The sequence below is a fragment of the Hyphomicrobium sp. genome (assembly GCF_035687085.1).
Lineage (GTDB): Bacteria > Pseudomonadota > Alphaproteobacteria > Rhizobiales > Hyphomicrobiaceae > Hyphomicrobium_B.
This window is the reverse complement of sequence record NZ_DASRYS010000017.1, coordinates 77,708-93,718: the sequence shown is the minus strand read 5'-3', so window position 1 is coordinate 93,718 and position 16,011 is coordinate 77,708. Positions and strand designations below refer to the sequence as shown.

Sequence of the window (16,011 nt, the reverse complement as noted above, 5' to 3'; positions counted from 1 at the left end):
AAGGCGCCATGATCGGCACGCGAGCGCCGGCTGTGCCGCGATCACATCGACACGGTGCATCTGGGTAGCTGCGAACAGGAGCGCCAATCACGTTCGCGTTTTCATCTACGCGGACTGGCGGGCTGCGTTACGAAATTCGGAAGGCTTGTGCCGCTCACGAAACCCGCATGAGCCTAACGCGACCCTATGGTTCGGTAGCGGGACGCTATTTGGAATGTGCAATGTTCCGGTGAGCGCGGCGCCAGCAGCTGGTCATCCACCGAAGCGCACGAATGCAATGCTCCTGCAATGCTCCGCGATATATCGCAGGCACGATCGCGAAAGTGATTTGAGAAATCACGTCGCGCGCTGGCGCTCCCTAGGGGAATCGAACCCCTCTTTTCAGAATGAAAATCTGACGTCCTAACCGATAGACGAAGGGAGCGGCCGTCGGCGACAAGGGTTCCCTATAATCGGCTTTCACCGCGTTTGGCAAGCCGAGTGCGCGATGATTTCCTGCGACAGGATAGGCACCTGACGCCGCAGGCCAATTTTACTGGGCACGAGGGTCGGCGGCGTCCTCGATTTGCAGTTCGATGCGCTCGCGGCCACCCCATGTGTCGAGCCGCAAATGGCCGGCGACATGGAGAGGCATCCCGCTCGCCGACATCAAAAGATCGCCCAGCGGCTGCCCGGCGGCCCGAAATGCGACACCGTCCAGGCGACAGCCGTCACCGCCTTCGAGAATGACGCGAATGTGCGATTCACCGATCAGCTTGCCGAACTTGACCCGGTGCGCCGGCAACGCGAAACGGGCTTCCGAGTTGCCCTGACCAAAGGGGCTCACGCGTTCGATCAGGTCCATCAGCTCGCGCGTCGCGCCGGAGGCGACGATCGTGGCGTCGATATCGAGATGGGCCGTGTCGCCTACGCCTTGAGCTGCTTGCCCAAGGTGCGTGAGCATGAACTGCTCGAGAGCCGCGAGGCCGTCTCTGGCGACGGTGAGGCCCGCGGCCATGGCGTGTCCGCCGCCCTTCGCCAGCAGGCCTGCGGTGACCGCTGCGCGAATGGCAGCGCCAAGATCAACGCCGGGAACAGACCGTAGCGAGCCGGTACCGAAGGCCGTTTCTTCCCATGCGATGACGCAGGCGGGCCGACGGAACCGTTCGACAAGGCGGCTTGCCACGAGACCGACGACACCCTTGTGCCACGTCTCCGAGGCAACGATGAGAAGCGCGCGCGTGGGATCGTCGCTGACCTGGCGATCGGCGAGCGCGAGCGCTTCCTCCAGCACCAGCGTTTCGATGTCCTTGCGTTCCTTGTTGAGGCGGTTGAGCAGCTCGGCGATGCGTTGGGCTTCGACGGGATCGGATGTCGAGAGCAGCGTCGCGCCGAGCGCCGCGTTGCCAATGCGGCCGCCAGCGTTGATGCGCGGCCCCAAGATGTAACCCAGATGATAGGGCGTCGGCGGCACCGTGAGGCCGGCTGCGTCGGCCAATGCGGTGAGACCCACGTTCTCCCGCGCGCGCATGACGGTGAGGCCCTTTTTCACGTAAGCGCGGTTGAGACCGACGAGCGGCACGACGTCGGCGACCGTCGCCAGCGCCACGAGATCGAGCAGAGCCAGCAGATCCGGTTCGCGCGTGGCCGCATAATATCCGCGCCGGCGCAGTTCGCGGGCTGTCGCGACGAGCACGAGGAACACGACGCCAGCCGCGCACAGCATCCCCTGCCCCGAGATGTCGTCCTGGCGGTTCGGATTGACGACGGCCTGGACCTCGGGCAACCGCTCGTCGGCCTGATGGTGGTCAATAATGACGACATCGGCGCCGAGCCTGCGCGCGACTGCGAGCGGCTCGTGGCTTGTCGTTCCGCAGTCAACGGTGACGATGAGCCGGGCGCCCTCGTTGACGAGCGTTTCGATGGCGGCGGCGTTCGGGCCGTAGCCTTCGAAAATGCGATCCGGGATGTAGATGCGCGCGGGCGTGTCATGATGTTCGAGGAAGCGCTTCATGAGCGCGGATGAGCACGCGCCATCGACGTCGTAGTCGCCGAAGATCGCGACGTTCTGTTTCGCCTGTATCGCATCGGAGAGGCGCGCTGCTGCCTTCTCCATATCGCGCAGCGAACTTGGGTCCGGCATCAGGGCTTTGAGTGTCGGATCGAGGAAGGTCGGAACATCATCGAGTTGGACGCCTCGAGCCGCGAGCACACGGCCCATCAGGTCGGGCAATCCGTGGCGCTGACTGATGGCCGTGCCGAGCGGCCTCAAGTGCGGGGGCAGGCGCTCGCGCCAAGCGTACCCGCGAGCGCTTTTCTCGACGCCGAGAAAGGCACGCTCCGCGCCGACATCCAGCTCAATGGTCGCGAGATTGGTGCGCAATCGACTACTCCGATTCATTGTGTGCGCACGGCGGCCCCACTGTCCGAGACCGCCGTGCGCATTTGAATTTTGAATCAGCTTGTAGGTCGATTCGGTCTATCCGGCGGCCGCGCTCGCGTTGTATCCACTGCAATACGAGCGCAGGGCCACCTGCCCGGCTTAGACGAAGCGCGTTCCGACGTTGCGGACCCTCGACTTGATGCGGCGGACGGTGCCCGTCTTGGCGCGCATCACGACCGTTTCGGTCTCGGCGTAGTCGCCGCTGATGCGGACGCCCTTCAGGAGCGAGCCGTCGGTCACGCCGGTCGCGGAGAAGACGACGTCGGCGGACGCCATGTCTTCGAGCTTGAACTTTCGATTGATGTCGGAAATGCCCATCTTCTCGGCGCGCTCGCGCTCTTCGTCCTTCATCGGGATGAGACGGCCCTGGATCTGGCCGCCGATGCAGCGCAGTGCTGCGGCTGCCAGCACGCCTTCCGGTGCACCGCCAGAGCCCATGTAGATATCGATGCCCGTTTCCTTCGGGTCCGTGGTCCAGATTACTCCGGCGATGTCACCGTCAGGAATGAGAGACACACCGGCACCGGCTTCGCGGACGGCGCGGATCAATTCGGCGTGGCGGGGGCGATCGAGGATGCAAGCCATGATCTCGTTGATCGGCACGCCCTTCGCCTTGGCGAGCGCGTTCAAGTTCTCAGCGGGCGATGCATCGAGATCGACGACGCCTTCTGGATATCCCGGGCCAACGGCGATCTTGTTCATGTACATGTCGGGCGCGTGGAGCAGACCGCCCTTCTCTGCGATTGCCAACACAGCAAGCGCGTTCGGCATCGACTTTGCGCAGATGGTCGTACCTTCAAGCGGATCGACCGCGATATCGACTTCGGGACCATCACCGGTGCCGACCTTCTCGCCGATGTAGAGCATCGGCGCTTCGTCCATCTCGCCTTCGCCGATGACGACCGTGCCTCTGATTTCGACGCGGCCAAGCTCACGGCGCATGGCATCGACGGCAGCCTTGTCGGCTGCTTTCTCGTTGCCGCGCCCACGCAGGTGCGCCGCGGCGATTGCTGCGGCTTCGGTGACGCGCGCGAGCTCGAGCACTAAAATCCGATCGAGACCCGGCCCGTGCGTACCGTTCGATTGCTCAGCTCTGCTCATGATGGTGTCCTTCCAAAGCGGGGGCCTAAGGGGAAAATCAAAGCTCTTCGATGCGGATCATCTGCGGGCGTTCCGTGACGTTGCCATCCTTCTCGATGGTTTCGAGCGCCCGGCGCATCGCTTCTTCGGTCGTTTCATGCGTGATGATGATGACCGGCTGATCGGCATTCTTCGGCGCGCGTGCGCCCGCGGATGGCGCGTGCAACGTCTGCGGACGATGCTGCACGATGCTTTCCAGCGAAATGTCCTGGTCGCCCATGCTCTTGGCGACGTGCGCCATGGCGCCGGGCTTATCGTAGAGCGCGAGCCTGACGTAGTACGAGCCGTAATGCTGATCGAGCTTGGCGCGGCGATGCGCCTTCAGCTGCGCAACAGGCGTTACGAACGGCGGCACGACGAGACCGCGCGCGATGTCGAGGATATCGCCGGCGACCGCTGATGCCGTCGGCTTGGCGCCGGCGCCTGGGCCCACGAGCAGGATGTTGCCGGAGAAATCGCCGTCGATCGCGACGGCGTTGGTCACGCCGGAGACTTCTGCGATTGCCGAGTCCTTGTTGATCAGGACGGGCGAGACACGCGCCTCGATGCCGCTTTCGGTCTCCATCGCAACGCCGAGCAGCTTGATGCGATAGCCGAGGCTATCGGCTGCCTCGATATCGGCTTGCGTGATCGACTGAATGCCTTCGACATGGATTTGCTCGAAGGCGACGCGCGTTCCGAAGGCAAGGCTCGTCAACAGCGCGAGCTTGTGCGCGGCATCGAAGCCGCCGATGTCGAACGTCGGATCGGCTTCGGCATAGCCCAGCGCTTGCGCTTCCTTCAGCACATCGTCGAACGTGCGCTTCTCGCTCTGCATCTGCGTCAGGATATAGTTGCAGGTGCCATTCAAGATGCCGTAGACGCGCTTGACGCGGTTGGCGCCGAGCGCTTCGCGCAGCGTCTTGATGACGGGAATACCGCCGGCGACGGCCGCCTCGAAGTTCAAGGCAACCCCGTTCTTCTCCGCGAGCCGCGCAAGCTCGATGCCGTGCTTGGCAAGGAGCGCCTTATTCGCCGTCACGACGTGTTTTTTGGCATTGAGTGCGGCTTCGACTGCATCTTTCGCCACGCCGTCTTCGCCGCCGATCAGCTCGACGAAGACCTGGTTCGACGGATCGCGTGCGAGTGCGACGGGATCGTGAAACCATTGAACGCCGTCAACGGCGATGCCGCGTCCCTTGGCGTGGTTACGCGCGGAGATCCCGGTGATGCGAATTTCGCGGCCGATGATGTTGGCGAGATGCGGACCATTGGCCTGAAGCAGTCCCAGCAGGCCACCGCCAACCGTGCCCAGTCCGGCTATACCAAGTGTGAGAGGTTCCATTGTGATGATTATCGGCTAGCGGATTTTCTAGGATTGGAAACGTTTTGCGAGGGCTCGGCGGATTCCGAGAAGAGCTTCTTGATCGACCGCGCAGCCTGGCGAATGCGCTGCTCGTTCTCGACGAGCGCGATGCGGATGAAGCCTTCGCCATATTCGCCGAAGCCGACACCGGGTGAAACGGCGACATCGGCCTTTTCGATGAGCATTTTCGAGAACTCAACCGAGCCCATGTCGCGATAACGCTCCGGTACCGGCGCCCAGGCAAACATGGTTGCAGGCGGCGGCGGAACGGGGAAGCCCGCCTTGCCGAAGCTTTCGACAAGGACGTCGCGACGGTTCTTGTACATCGCGCGAATTTCCTCGACGCACTCCTGCGGTCCGTTGAGCGCGGCAGCCGCTGCGACCTGGATCGGCGTGAACGCGCCGTAGTCGAGATACGATTTCACACGCGCCAGCGCGCCGATCAGGCGTTCGTTGCCGACCGCGAAGCCCATGCGCCACCCGGGCATGTTGTAGGTCTTCGACAGCGAGGTGAATTCGACGGCGATGTCTTTTGCGCCCGGCACCTGAAAGATCGAGGGCGGGGGCTCATTGTCGTAATAGAGCTCGGCATAGGCGATGTCGGACAGGATGATGATGTCGAGCTTCTTGGCGAGCGCGACCGCCTCTTTGTAGAAGTCGAGGCCGACCACCATGGCCGTCGGATTGGACGGGAACGACATCACGACCGCCAAGGGCTTGGGGATCGTATGCTTCACCGCATGCTCGATGGCGCGAAGGAAATCATCGCCGTTGCTCGCCGGCAGATGGCGCACAGACGCGCCGGCAATCAGGAAGCCGAAGGTGTGGATCGGATAGGTCGGGTTCGGCACCAGCACCACGTCGCCGGGCGCTGCAATCGCCTGCGCGATATTTGCAAAACCTTCCTTCGAGCCCAGCGTCGCCACGATCTCGGTTTCGGGGTCGAGCTTCACGCCGAACCGGCGGTCGTAATAGGCGGCCTGGGCCTTACGCAATCCAGGGATGCCCTTGGATGCCGAATAGCGATGCGTGCGCGGCTTGCTGATCGTTTCGACAAGCTTGTCGACGATATGCTTGGGCGTGGGCATATCCGGGTTGCCCATACCAAGATCAATGATGTCGGCACCGCGGGCGCGCGCCGCCGCCTTCAGGCGGTTCACTTCCGCAAAGACGTAGGGAGGCAGGCGCTTAATGCGGTGGAACTCTTCGTTCAAAGATCTTTACCCCTCGGCGCCGCAGCAAAACGGCCGTTCGTACCGGCTCCGCATGCCTCCAAAGTGCTGCTTTGGAGGCAAACGCGGACCGGGCACTGGTGGCTGTCAGGCCCGGCGTTGCCTCTTTACGCTCGCCCTGTACGCCGCGTCCAGTCTGCAGGGCGCCGCAACGCGCAATACCCGGAAATGGTCCCCTTTTGCCGTCCGCTTTTTGCAGCGCGGGAGTAAACATGACGCGGTCATGATGACGCCACGTGCGCTTACCTAGTGGTCGTTCCGGCTGGTCCGATTCGCCCTTGATTCAACCTTTGCCTTGACGGCAGAGTCAGGGACCACTCGGCACAACGGGCCCCAGCCGTGCGTCAACGGGAAGAACAGAAAGCTTCTAAAGTCGCCATGCCGCAAGACAGCCACGAGTTGCCGCCGTTCTTTTCTGCCTACTACATTTCGGACCCGGAGGCGTTTGCCTCGAACCTGCTCAAAGCCTTCGAACGGGGTAGCGCCGCTTTTGCTCAGCTTGCCGAGCGTCCAGACGCAAAGCTCGGGCCCTACACGCCGGCGAGCGAGTTTTCCGCGGCGACGGAGACGGTTTCGGCGCTGGTGAGGAAATGGCTATCCGACCCGGTCAAGCTTTCGGAGGCCCAGGCCGAGTTCGTCAGGCAATTCGCCGCGCTCTGGAACAACGTGTTCATCCGGATGATGGGCGCTCCTATACCCCCGCTCATCGCACCCGCCCCCGGCGACAACCGGTTCAAGGACCCGGACTGGGACAAGAACCCGTTCTTCGACTTCTGCAAGCAGGCCTATCTGCTCGCCTGCAAGTGGGCGGAGGACCAGTTGGCTGCGACGCCTGATCTTGCGCCCTATGAGCGCCATCGCGCCGAGTTCTATCTGCGGCAGCTGACGAGCGCCTATTCGCCGTCGAACTTTCCCGTAACCAATCCGGAAGTACTGCGGCAGACGATTGCGACCAACGCGCAGAACCTGCTCGATGGCGCGGATCTGTTGGCGGCGGACCTGGAACGGTCCGGCGATCTCATGAAGATTAGCCAGACGGACGCAAACGCCTTCGAACTCGGCCGCAACTTAGCTACGACGCCTGGCAAAGTCGTGTTCCAGAACGAGCTGCTGCAGCTCATTCAGTACACACCGACGACCGAGAAGGTGCGCACACGGCCTTTGATCATGGTGCCGCCGTGGATCAATAAATATTACATTCTCGATCTCACCTCGTCGAAGAGCCTCATCAAGTACGTCGTGGACCAGGGCTTCACGGTCTTCGTCGTGTCTTGGGTCAATCCGGACGAGCGGCTCGCTGAGAAGACCTTTGAAGACTACGTGCTCGAAGGCATTCTCGAAGCGGTCCGCGCCGTGCAGGAGGAAACCGGCGTCGAGAAGATCAACGCGCTCGGCTATTGCGTCGGCGGCACCGCGCTCGCCACCGGGTTAGCCTATCTCGCCCAGCGCGGCGAAGAGCCGTTTCAATGCTGCTCGCTGCTGACGACGCAGGTCGATTTCTCGCTGGCCGGCGATCTCTTGCTCTTCACCGACGACATGCAGCTGGCGAGCCTCGAGGTGCTCATGACCGAGCGCGGTTTTCTCGACGGTTCGCGCATGGCAAACGTGTTCAACATGATGCGGCCGCGCGACCTCATCTGGCCGTACGTCGTCAACAACTACCTGCTGGGCAAAAAGCCGTTTCCGTTCGATCTGTTGTACTGGAACCAGGATTCGACGCGGATGGCGGCGGCCAACCACAAATATTACCTGCGCGAATTCTACAACGAGAACCGGCTCGCAAAGGGCGAGATGACGATCGGCGGCATCAAGCTCGACCTCAAGAAGGTGACGCTGCCGATCTTCTCAGTGGCAACGCGCGAGGATCACATTGCGCCGGCGCCGTCTGTCTTCCGCGGGATCCAGATGTTCGGAGGGCCGGTCGAGTTCGTGCTCGCCGGATCGGGCCATATCGCGGGCGTCGTCAATCCGCCGGAGAAGGTCAAATATCAGTACTGGACCGGCGGCACGGCGATGACGAGCGTCGCGGAGTGGGAAGCATCCGCGACTGAGCATCCGGGCTCATGGTGGCCCTACTGGATCGATTGGTTGTCGCAGCAGTCGGGTGGCTGGGTTCCTGCCCGCGTTCCTGGGGCGAAGCTCGGCGCGATCGAGGACGCGCCTGGCTCCTACGTGAAAGCCCGCTAGCGGGACGGCTGGCCGGCTTCAGGCGAGTTCGAACTCGCCCTCGTAGTCGACCGGCCAGAGCACCGTGAACTCTTCGGAATCGAGATTGCGAAAAGCCACGGCGTTGATGTCCAGTTCGTCGGAGGCATCCTCAACGACCGGCTCGATCTTTTCCCAGACCTTGGCGGCGTTCTTGGCGAGCAGGATGAGATTGATGACGCCGTCGCCGGGCTCATGACCATCGACTTCGGCCGCGGTGGAGCTGCCCAGGACTTCAATCAGGCGATCCTCAAGCGCGATGACCCTCTCGAGAGTGTCGTCGTCGTCACCCTGAAATTGGAGGACAAGCTGATGGTTCATGATCCCTTCCCGGCCGTAATTCCAAACAGGGCAGAAGCCAGCTGCTTGCTAGATTGCCACTTTCTAGATGCTTCGTTGATCGTCATGGGCGGAAGCCCTCCCGCACTTTACGGGCCGCCAGATGTTGGCGAGAAGGCCTGACGGCTTCAACCCCATAACGAGGGTCGTGCCGCTTCATATCTGTCCTTGTGGCCAGACGTGAAGACCGGGCGAACTCTTTTGGACAATCTTTTGAGCGGTTGGAGCTTTAGGGGAACTTGGCCCTCCCCTCACACGGCCGCAGCAGGCCGATCGGGTTGCCGGATCACCGAAAAAGGTGCGGCATCGGCAGGCCTAAAGCACCGGCCCGCCACGGATGCCTCGATCAAGCGGTTCTAGGCCGCCGGCGCGCCGTGACGACGCTTGGCAAAGTCTCGGCCGGCAGCCTCTAAGAGGTTAAAGCTTTGCGAACTGCCCAGCAATTCCGCAGTGCCACTTCTGGATGACCCAGTTCGGATGCTCACCGGCCCACCGGGCCATTTCGATCTGGCCATTCGACATGCACTGCTGCGCGCTGACTCGATCGCCTTCGAAGGTCAGCGTGATATTCCTGCAACGCGTCGGCTGATCAACCATGCAAACGGCTAGGACAAGCTCAATCATAGGACCTCCAGGTGTCGGTCGGCTGACCACTCGTTAAAGCGGTCCGGTAAGCCCTGGGCGGTTTCCTCAAGTCTGCTTTTTGTTCATTCGCAGGGAGAATGGGCAAAGTATGAAGGAAATAATGCATTGCACAAGAACACGGCTGTCGCAGCCCCTGCCCAAATTGCAGTCATGGGAAATTTTCTCTCCGTGATGTAACCCATAGAACGCGGCTGACCTCCGAGTTGTACCGATTACGCCACACTTAGGCCTTGTCAGGATATGTACTGCCGGTAGATAAGCAGCGCGCCGGCAACATTGATTCGATTTTTGCTGAACCGACGCTCGCCGAACTTGTGCAAGGCGGGGTGTCGGAGCGATGTGACCGGGTGAGTCGCAGGGGCGAGCTTTGTAAGGCGGCAGATCGAAATATGATTACTCAAGGGGCTGAGGCAGCCCAAAACGCGGCATTCGATGACGTGCGTGCATCTACCCCGACGGTCGGTTGGTTCGTTCGGCGCTCGGCGCTCTGGATCAGCATTCTCACGGTAGCTGTCGTCTTCGCCTGCACGCTCTATGCGCTCGCGAGCCAAGTCGGCGCGGATGATACCCGGATGCCCCAGCCTGAGCAGCCGGCGCTCAAGGTTTGAGGCGTTTACAAATATCAGCCCACTGAGTTTTTAGCCTGGCGAGACCCTCGTGGTTTTGCCACAGGCATTTTGTTTGCGCCGCGGAACGATTTTTCCGCTGAACGACTTTCTCGGCTGGTCCGGTGGTCAGGAGGCGCAGGTGCTCGGAAGTCCTTTCAGGCAGCCCGCTCGTTTTGCTCTTAAAATACCAGGGGGTTTTGCTCGCCCCGGTTCATCGGTTTTTGAAACAACTGACGATTTCTGAAGCAATTGGATAAATTTGCCGACGGTTTCTGCTTGGTGCGGCGTTGTTATCTCCGATAGCTTGAATTTGGTCTGTCCATACTCCAATCATCATTGATCGGTTCGAGCCCGAGGGACGCGTCTGAATGACGGAGCAGCAAAAGAAGTTTCCAGAGTTCTACGTGACCGCTCCCCAGCCCTGCCCTTACCTAGCAGGCCGGCTTGAGCGTAAACTCTTCACGCATCTGACCCATGACAAGCCGCCGGAACTGGTCGACCGGCTTCTGACTACCGGATTTCGCCGTAGTCAAAATATCGCCTATGTGCCCTACTGCGAGGGCTGCCAAGCCTGCGTCTCCGTGCGTGTACTGGTCGACGAGTTCAAGCCCGATCGCTCCATGCGGCGCAGCTGGAATCGTAACTCCTCGCTCGTCGCGCAGCGTACGGCGGCCACGCCGACGATGGAGCAGTTTAAGCTCTTCCGCTCCTACATCGATGCGCGCCACAGCGATGGCGGCATGGCCGACATGACGATCCTCGACTATCGCATGATGGTTGAAGATACCGTCATCGAGACGTTTCTCACCGAGTACCGGCAGAAGCCAGCTGACGCGACCGACCTCGACTTCGACTCCTGGCCGCTCAAGGCCGTGGCGTTGTGCGACCGGCTGAGCGACGGTATTTCGATGGTCTACAGCTTCTATGATCCTGCAGATGCGGAGGCGGGCCTCGGCACGTACATGATCCTGGAGCACATCGCGTTCGCGCGGCGCATCGGACTTCCGCACGTCTATCTCGGCTACTGGATCGATGGCTCGCGGAAGATGGCCTACAAGACGCGCTTCAAACCGCAGGAGCGGTTGGGGCCCGACAGGTGGGAACGCGTTCCAGGGGCCGACGAGGGCTGACGCCGGACGTCCTTATTTCGCGAGTTCGGCATCGAGCTTCTCGAACATATAAAACCACTTGGCCGACTGTGTATCGACCAGCAGCTTCATGCGCTGGCGAAGCCCGACGAGCTGGTCGCAATTTGGGGAGGCCGCCGAGGCCCCCTCCTGGCCCATGGAGGCAATGGCCGCCAGCAATTCGCTGGCCGTCTTGTCGTAGACGTCCATCTTCTCGTCTTTTACGAACGGCCGGGCCTGCACGATGAACTCGTCGTTCGTCCAGTGGCGTTTGGCTTTCAGCTCACGCAGCTTTTCCTGAAAGATAGGACGGTTTTGAATGTTGAGGTCCCGCAGGCTGCCTGAGGCTGCCTCGACGACGGCCTCGAAGTCTTCCTTCGTGCATGACTGCGTCGCCTCGCCTGCCCGCACTTCCGGACACGACGAGGCGATTGCAAGACCTAATCCTGCGGCGATGACCGCCCGTGCTATGAACCCGCCCATGGCAGGCAGTCCTAGCTTCGCTCAAGCACCGCGACAAGCGCGGGCGATCAACATCGCAAACTAAAAGCGCGGCCCGAAGGAATTGGATCGTGGGAAACCCTTGGGCGCTACCCGCCCGGCTTGCGCACGCTCGCCCACCCACTCCTTCAGGTCGCTCCAGGACAAGGTAAATTCGCGGCCCGCGCTGTCGAGCCAGCTCAAGCCGGCCGACTTCTTGAAGACGCGGATGTCGGACAGCGCGCCATCCTTGAAGCGCTGGAGAATGACACCCTTACCGCGCGTCATCTCGTTGACCTCATCGAGCTTGAAGATCAGCAGCTTGCGGTTTTCGCCAATCGTGGCGACGTGATCACCCTCGACCGGAACGCAGACGCGCGCCTCCTCGGGCTCGGAAACGTTGAGAATCTGCTTGCCCTTGCGCGTTGCAGCGATGACCTCGGCCTCCGGCACCATGAAGCCATAGCCGCCGGTTGACGCGACGAGCAGCTTTCGCGACGGATCGTGGACGAACACTTCCGCGACATCGTGATTTTCTTCAAGATCGATCATGAGCCGCAACGGTTCGCCGTGGCCGCGGCCACCGGGAAGCGAACCCGTCTCGAGCGTGAAGAACCGGCCATTCGTCGCGAACAGGACGAGCTTGTCGGTCGTGAAGGCCTTGATCGCCCGTTTGAGTTCGTCGCCCTGTTTGAAGTCGAGCTTGGACAGGTCATCCTGGTGGCCCTTCAAGGCGCGGACCCAGCCCTTCTCCGACAGGATGACGGTGACCGGCTCCTTCTCAACGAGCGCTGCCGCGAGGTCGAGATCGACGGCCGGCGCATCCTCAAACGTGGAGCGGCGCTTACCAAGCGCAGTCTTCTTCGAATAGGTCTCGCGCGTCGACTTGACCTCTGAGGCCACGCGCTCCCACTGCAGCTCTTCCGATTTCAGAAGCTGCTTGAGGTCGCGGCGCTCCTTGGAGAGCTTGTCGTGCTCGGCGCGGATCTCGACTTCCTCGAGCTTCGACAGCGAACGCAGCCGCAGGTTCAGAATGGCTTCTGCCTGGACTTCGCTGAGGCCGAACTTCGAAATCAGCTTGGCCTTGGGATCATCCTCGCGACGGATGATCCGGATCACCTCATCGATGTTGAGGTAGGCGATCAGATAGCCGTCGAGAACTTCGAGGCGATGCTCGATCTTGCTCAACCGGTGGCGCGAACGGCGAACGAGAACTTCGATGCGGTGCTCAAGCCATTGCCAGAGCACATCCCGAAGATTGAGGACGTTCGGGATCTGGCCGGCCGAAAGCACGTTCATGTTGAGGCTGATGCGAACATCGAGTTCCGTCAGCCGGAACATGCTTTCCATCAGCAGAACAGGATCGACCGTACGGCTTTTCGGCTCGAGCACGAGGCGGATTTCTTCCGCGCTCTCGTCGCGAACATCGCCGAGAAGCGGCAGCTTCTTCTCGCTCATCAGATCGGCGATTTTCTCGACGAGCTTCGCCTTCTGAACGCCGTAGGGAACCTCGGTCACGACGATCTGATAGCCGCCGCGCGTGGTCTCTTCCTTGTGCCACCTGGCGCGGACGCGGAAACCACCGCGGCCGGTCTTATAGGCTTCGAGGATCTGCTCGCGCGGTTCGACGATGACGCCGCCGGTTGGGAAATCAGGCCCCGGAATCATCTCGACGAGTTTGTCGATCGTCGCGTTGGGATGCTTGATCAGGTGCAGAAGCGCCTGGCACAGCTCATCGGCGTTGTGGGGCGGAATGCTGGTCGCCATGCCGACCGCGATGCCGGTCGAGCCGTTCGCGAGCAGGTTTGGAAACGCCGCCGGCAGCACGACGGGTTCTTCGACGCGGCCGTCGTAGTTCGGGCGGAAGTCGACCGTCTCCTGGTCGATGCCTTCGAGGATGAAGGCCGCCGTCTCGGTCATGCGCGCTTCGGTGTAGCGCTCGGCCGCCGGGTTATCGCCGTCGATGTTGCCGAAGTTGCCCTGTCCATCGACGAGCGGATAGCGCACGGCGAAATCCTGCGCGAGACGCGCGAGCGCATCATAGATCGCGTGGTTGCCGTGGGGATGGTAATCACCCATGACCTCGCCAACGATCTTGGCGCACTTGATGAAGCCGCCTTCCGGATTGAGGCGCAGCTCGCGCATCGCATAGAGAATGCGGCGATGGACGGGCTTCAGACCGTCGCGCACGTCGGGGAGCGCGCGATGCATGATCGTCGACAGAGCATATGCCAGATAGCGCTCTTCGAGAGCGGTCCGGAGTTCGACGGGCTCGATCGGGCCCTCGCCCGGCAGAATCGGTTTTGTGGTCATGGCGCATCCCTACAGCGCCTCTGGGGTACCCTCAAGCCTGAGCGACCTTGCGTCCTATGAGGATCGTTCGGGCGCGCCATTTCCGCGCAATCTGGCTTGCCGCCCGATGCGCTCGGGCCACGCCTCCACAAAGAGGGTTCGCCGCAGGCCGGTCCCGGTAGCGTAGAGGCCCGCCCGAGGCTAGATCAGCAGTGCTTTCAAGCTCATCGGGATCTTTCCAGCTCATGGCAGCTCTCGTGCCCGACCTGCCGCAGGTCGAACAGCACATCGTCGAAATCACGAACAAGGCGCGGCAGGAACAGAAGCTCGCGCCCTTGAAGGTCAACGCCATACTGGCGCGGGCGGCACGGGCCTATGCTGAACGGGTTGCGCAGAGCGGCGTCTTTTCCCATACGGCGGATGGACGAACGCCTTCGCAACGGGCAGAAGGCGCCGGCTACAAGCATTGCGAGGTCGCCGAAAATCTCGCGATGGACGCGAGCGCACAGGGCTTCGACACGGGCGCACTTGCGCTTCAGGCCATCGCCGGCTGGATGAATTCTCCACCGCATCGCGCGAATATCCTGCGGGCTTCCGCCACCGAGGTCGGCGTTGGCGTTGCGCGCGCACCCGGACCGAAGCCGAAATACATTTCCGTCGAACTCTTCGGCCGCCCTGCGACGGAACGATACGCGTTCAAAGTGATCAACCAATCGAAGGACGCGATCAGCTATTCGTTCGGAGGCCAGAGCCGCGAGCTGAAACCGGGGATGTCGGCAGCTCTCACCTCATGCTCGCCCGGACAAATCGTCTTCTCCAAAGGTGGTGGATTCTTTTTAACCTCCACGGAAATCGCGCGGGTAAGCCCCGAAAACAACAAGGTTTATACGGTGAAATCGACGGCGGCCGGAAGCGCGACCGTCGAGGTTTCTGCCACTGCGCGCGCCCCTTAACCAACTGTGCGCTCTGGAACGTTCTCCGGCTTTTGGGCGTTTTCCGTCACTGTTACGAAACGGAATCGGAGACACCATGGAAGCACGCCAGCTCATGATCTACATCGGGTTGAGCGCTGTGGCCGTCGTCGCCGTCGTCGGCGGCGTCGCCGCGTATCAGCGTTCCCAGACCGAGGTGCTTGTGGATGCACCGGGCGTACGCGTCGAGAGGAACAAGGCCACAGGCGAGACCACTGTGGACGCGCCGTTTGCGCACGTTGAAAAGGACGGCCAAGGAACGCGTGTTGAAGCGCCGGGCGTCAGGGTCGATACGCCCTCGAACTAATCAGCTCAATTGCGCACCAAGAGAGCCGCCCACTCGCAGCTGCGGGCGGCTTTCTTTTTTGTTTTATCCGATCGTTCTCAGAATGCCGCCCTCAACGCGTAAAGCCGCGCCATTTGTCGCCGAGGCTTCGTTCGATGCTGCGTACACGACCATATTCGCCACCTCTTCCACGGTCGCGAAACGGCGGAGGAGCGATGCCGGCCGATGTGCTGCAACGAAGGATTCAGCCATCTCTTCCGTTGTCTTTCCTTCCGCTCTCGCCATAGCGTTCAGGAATTCCTCGACACCCTCCGATCGCGTCGGGCCCGGCAGCACCGAATTCACTGTGACGTTCGTTCCGGCCGTCAGCTGCGCGAGCCCTTGCGTCAGCGACAGCTGCGCCGTTTTGGTGAGGCCGTACTGGATCATCTCCACGGGAATGTTCACCCCCGATTCCGACGAGATGAAAATGACGCGCCCCCAGTTCCGCTCGAGCATGTCTGGCATGTACGCGCGCGAGAGGCGGATGCCCGACATGACGTTCGTCTCGAAGTACCGCGTCCAGTCGGCATCGGTGATTTCGAAAAACGGCATCGGCTCGAAGATACCGGCGTTATTGATCAGGATGTCGGCTGACGGCACCGCTTTGATGAGAGCCGCACAGCCTTCCGCTGTCGAGACGTCTGCGGCGACACCCGACACCGCTGCCGCTTTCACGCTGGCGTGGACGGCGGCCACGCCTTTATCGACGGTTTCTTGCTTGCGGCCGTTGATGACAACTTTCGAGCCCGCCTGCGCCAAGCCTTTTGCTATTGCCAATCCGATGCCTGCCGTTGAGCCGGTCACAACCGCTGTCTTGTTGGTGAGGTCTACTTTCATGAGATCAATCCTGATAGGCTTTGGTCTGGCTCAAACGAGT

General features: G+C 61.5%; 14 protein-coding genes and 1 tRNA gene. 5 read left to right on the top strand and 10 right to left on the bottom strand.

What is annotated here, in order from left to right; all coding sequences use genetic code 11:
* Positions 1-349: 349 nt before the first annotated feature.
* The 5 genes from VFG26_RS14925 to VFG26_RS14905 all read right to left on the bottom strand — a co-directional run bounded on the left by VFG26_RS14925 (position 350) and on the right by VFG26_RS14905 (position 6,121).
* Positions 350-424, bottom strand: a tRNA-Glu gene (locus VFG26_RS14925).
* Between the two features lie 108 nt (positions 425-532).
* Positions 533-2,380 carry a single-stranded-DNA-specific exonuclease RecJ gene (gene recJ, locus VFG26_RS14920; RefSeq protein WP_325026704.1) on the bottom strand — a complete coding sequence of 616 codons (1,848 nt, stop codon included), beginning with the start codon at positions 2,378-2,380 and terminating at the stop codon, positions 533-535.
* Between the two features lie 141 nt (positions 2,381-2,521).
* On the bottom strand, positions 2,522-3,523 hold the full coding sequence (glpX, locus tag VFG26_RS14915; protein ID WP_325026702.1) for a class II fructose-bisphosphatase: 1,002 nt from the start codon (positions 3,521-3,523) through the stop codon (positions 2,522-2,524).
* A gap of 37 nt (positions 3,524-3,560) precedes the next feature.
* Positions 3,561-4,886: a homoserine dehydrogenase gene (locus tag VFG26_RS14910; RefSeq protein ID WP_325026700.1), complete on the bottom strand. Its 1,326-nt coding sequence runs from the start codon at positions 4,884-4,886 to the stop codon at positions 3,561-3,563.
* An 8-nt stretch (positions 4,887-4,894) separates the two neighbouring features.
* Positions 4,895-6,121 carry an LL-diaminopimelate aminotransferase gene (locus tag VFG26_RS14905; protein ID WP_325026698.1) on the bottom strand — a complete coding sequence of 409 codons (1,227 nt, stop codon included), beginning with the start codon at positions 6,119-6,121 and terminating at the stop codon, positions 4,895-4,897.
* Positions 6,122-6,517: 396 nt separating this feature from the next.
* On the opposite strand from VFG26_RS14905, the gene VFG26_RS14900 reads away from it, so the two are divergent.
* Positions 6,518-8,326 carry a class I poly(R)-hydroxyalkanoic acid synthase gene (locus VFG26_RS14900; protein WP_325027034.1) on the top strand — a complete coding sequence of 603 codons (1,809 nt, stop codon included), beginning with the start codon at positions 6,518-6,520 and terminating at the stop codon, positions 8,324-8,326.
* Positions 8,327-8,344: 18 nt separating this feature from the next.
* Here the strand turns inward: VFG26_RS14900 and VFG26_RS14895 are convergent, their stop codons facing one another.
* Positions 8,345-8,665 (bottom strand): hypothetical protein, encoded by a 321-nt coding sequence (locus VFG26_RS14895; protein ID WP_325026696.1) that lies wholly within the window; start codon positions 8,663-8,665, stop codon positions 8,345-8,347.
* A gap of 435 nt (positions 8,666-9,100) precedes the next feature.
* Complete coding sequence (locus VFG26_RS14890) at positions 9,101-9,307, bottom strand: hypothetical protein (protein WP_325026694.1); 207 nt, start codon at positions 9,305-9,307, stop codon at positions 9,101-9,103.
* Positions 9,308-9,717: 410 nt separating this feature from the next.
* On the opposite strand from VFG26_RS14890, the gene VFG26_RS14885 reads away from it, so the two are divergent.
* Positions 9,718-9,936 carry a hypothetical protein gene (locus VFG26_RS14885; protein WP_325026692.1) on the top strand — a complete coding sequence of 73 codons (219 nt, stop codon included), beginning with the start codon at positions 9,718-9,720 and terminating at the stop codon, positions 9,934-9,936.
* A gap of 368 nt (positions 9,937-10,304) precedes the next feature.
* Entirely contained in the window at positions 10,305-11,066 is a 762-nt protein-coding gene (locus tag VFG26_RS14880; protein WP_325026690.1) for an arginyltransferase, read from the top strand.
* Positions 11,067-11,078: 12 nt separating this feature from the next.
* Here VFG26_RS14880 and VFG26_RS14875 read toward each other — a convergent pair whose 3' ends face one another.
* Both VFG26_RS14875 and parC read right to left on the bottom strand, forming a co-directional pair.
* On the bottom strand, positions 11,079-11,546 hold the full coding sequence (locus VFG26_RS14875; RefSeq protein ID WP_325026688.1) for a hypothetical protein: 468 nt from the start codon (positions 11,544-11,546) through the stop codon (positions 11,079-11,081).
* 60 nt (positions 11,547-11,606) lie between these two features.
* Positions 11,607-13,856, bottom strand: coding sequence for a DNA topoisomerase IV subunit A (gene parC, locus VFG26_RS14870; protein WP_325026686.1), 2,250 nt, complete (start codon positions 13,854-13,856; stop codon positions 11,607-11,609).
* A 224-nt stretch (positions 13,857-14,080) separates the two neighbouring features.
* On the opposite strand from parC, the gene VFG26_RS14865 reads away from it, so the two are divergent.
* Complete coding sequence (locus VFG26_RS14865; RefSeq protein ID WP_325026684.1) at positions 14,081-14,788, top strand: CAP domain-containing protein; 708 nt, start codon at positions 14,081-14,083, stop codon at positions 14,786-14,788.
* A 76-nt stretch (positions 14,789-14,864) separates the two neighbouring features.
* Positions 14,865-15,113 carry a hypothetical protein gene (locus tag VFG26_RS14860; RefSeq protein WP_325026682.1) on the top strand — a complete coding sequence of 83 codons (249 nt, stop codon included), beginning with the start codon at positions 14,865-14,867 and terminating at the stop codon, positions 15,111-15,113.
* 63 nt (positions 15,114-15,176) lie between these two features.
* Here VFG26_RS14860 and VFG26_RS14855 read toward each other — a convergent pair whose 3' ends face one another.
* A complete protein-coding gene (locus VFG26_RS14855) occupies positions 15,177-15,971 on the bottom strand; it encodes an SDR family oxidoreductase (protein ID WP_325026680.1) in 795 nt (264 codons plus the stop codon).
* Positions 15,972-16,011: the final 40 nt, after the last annotated feature.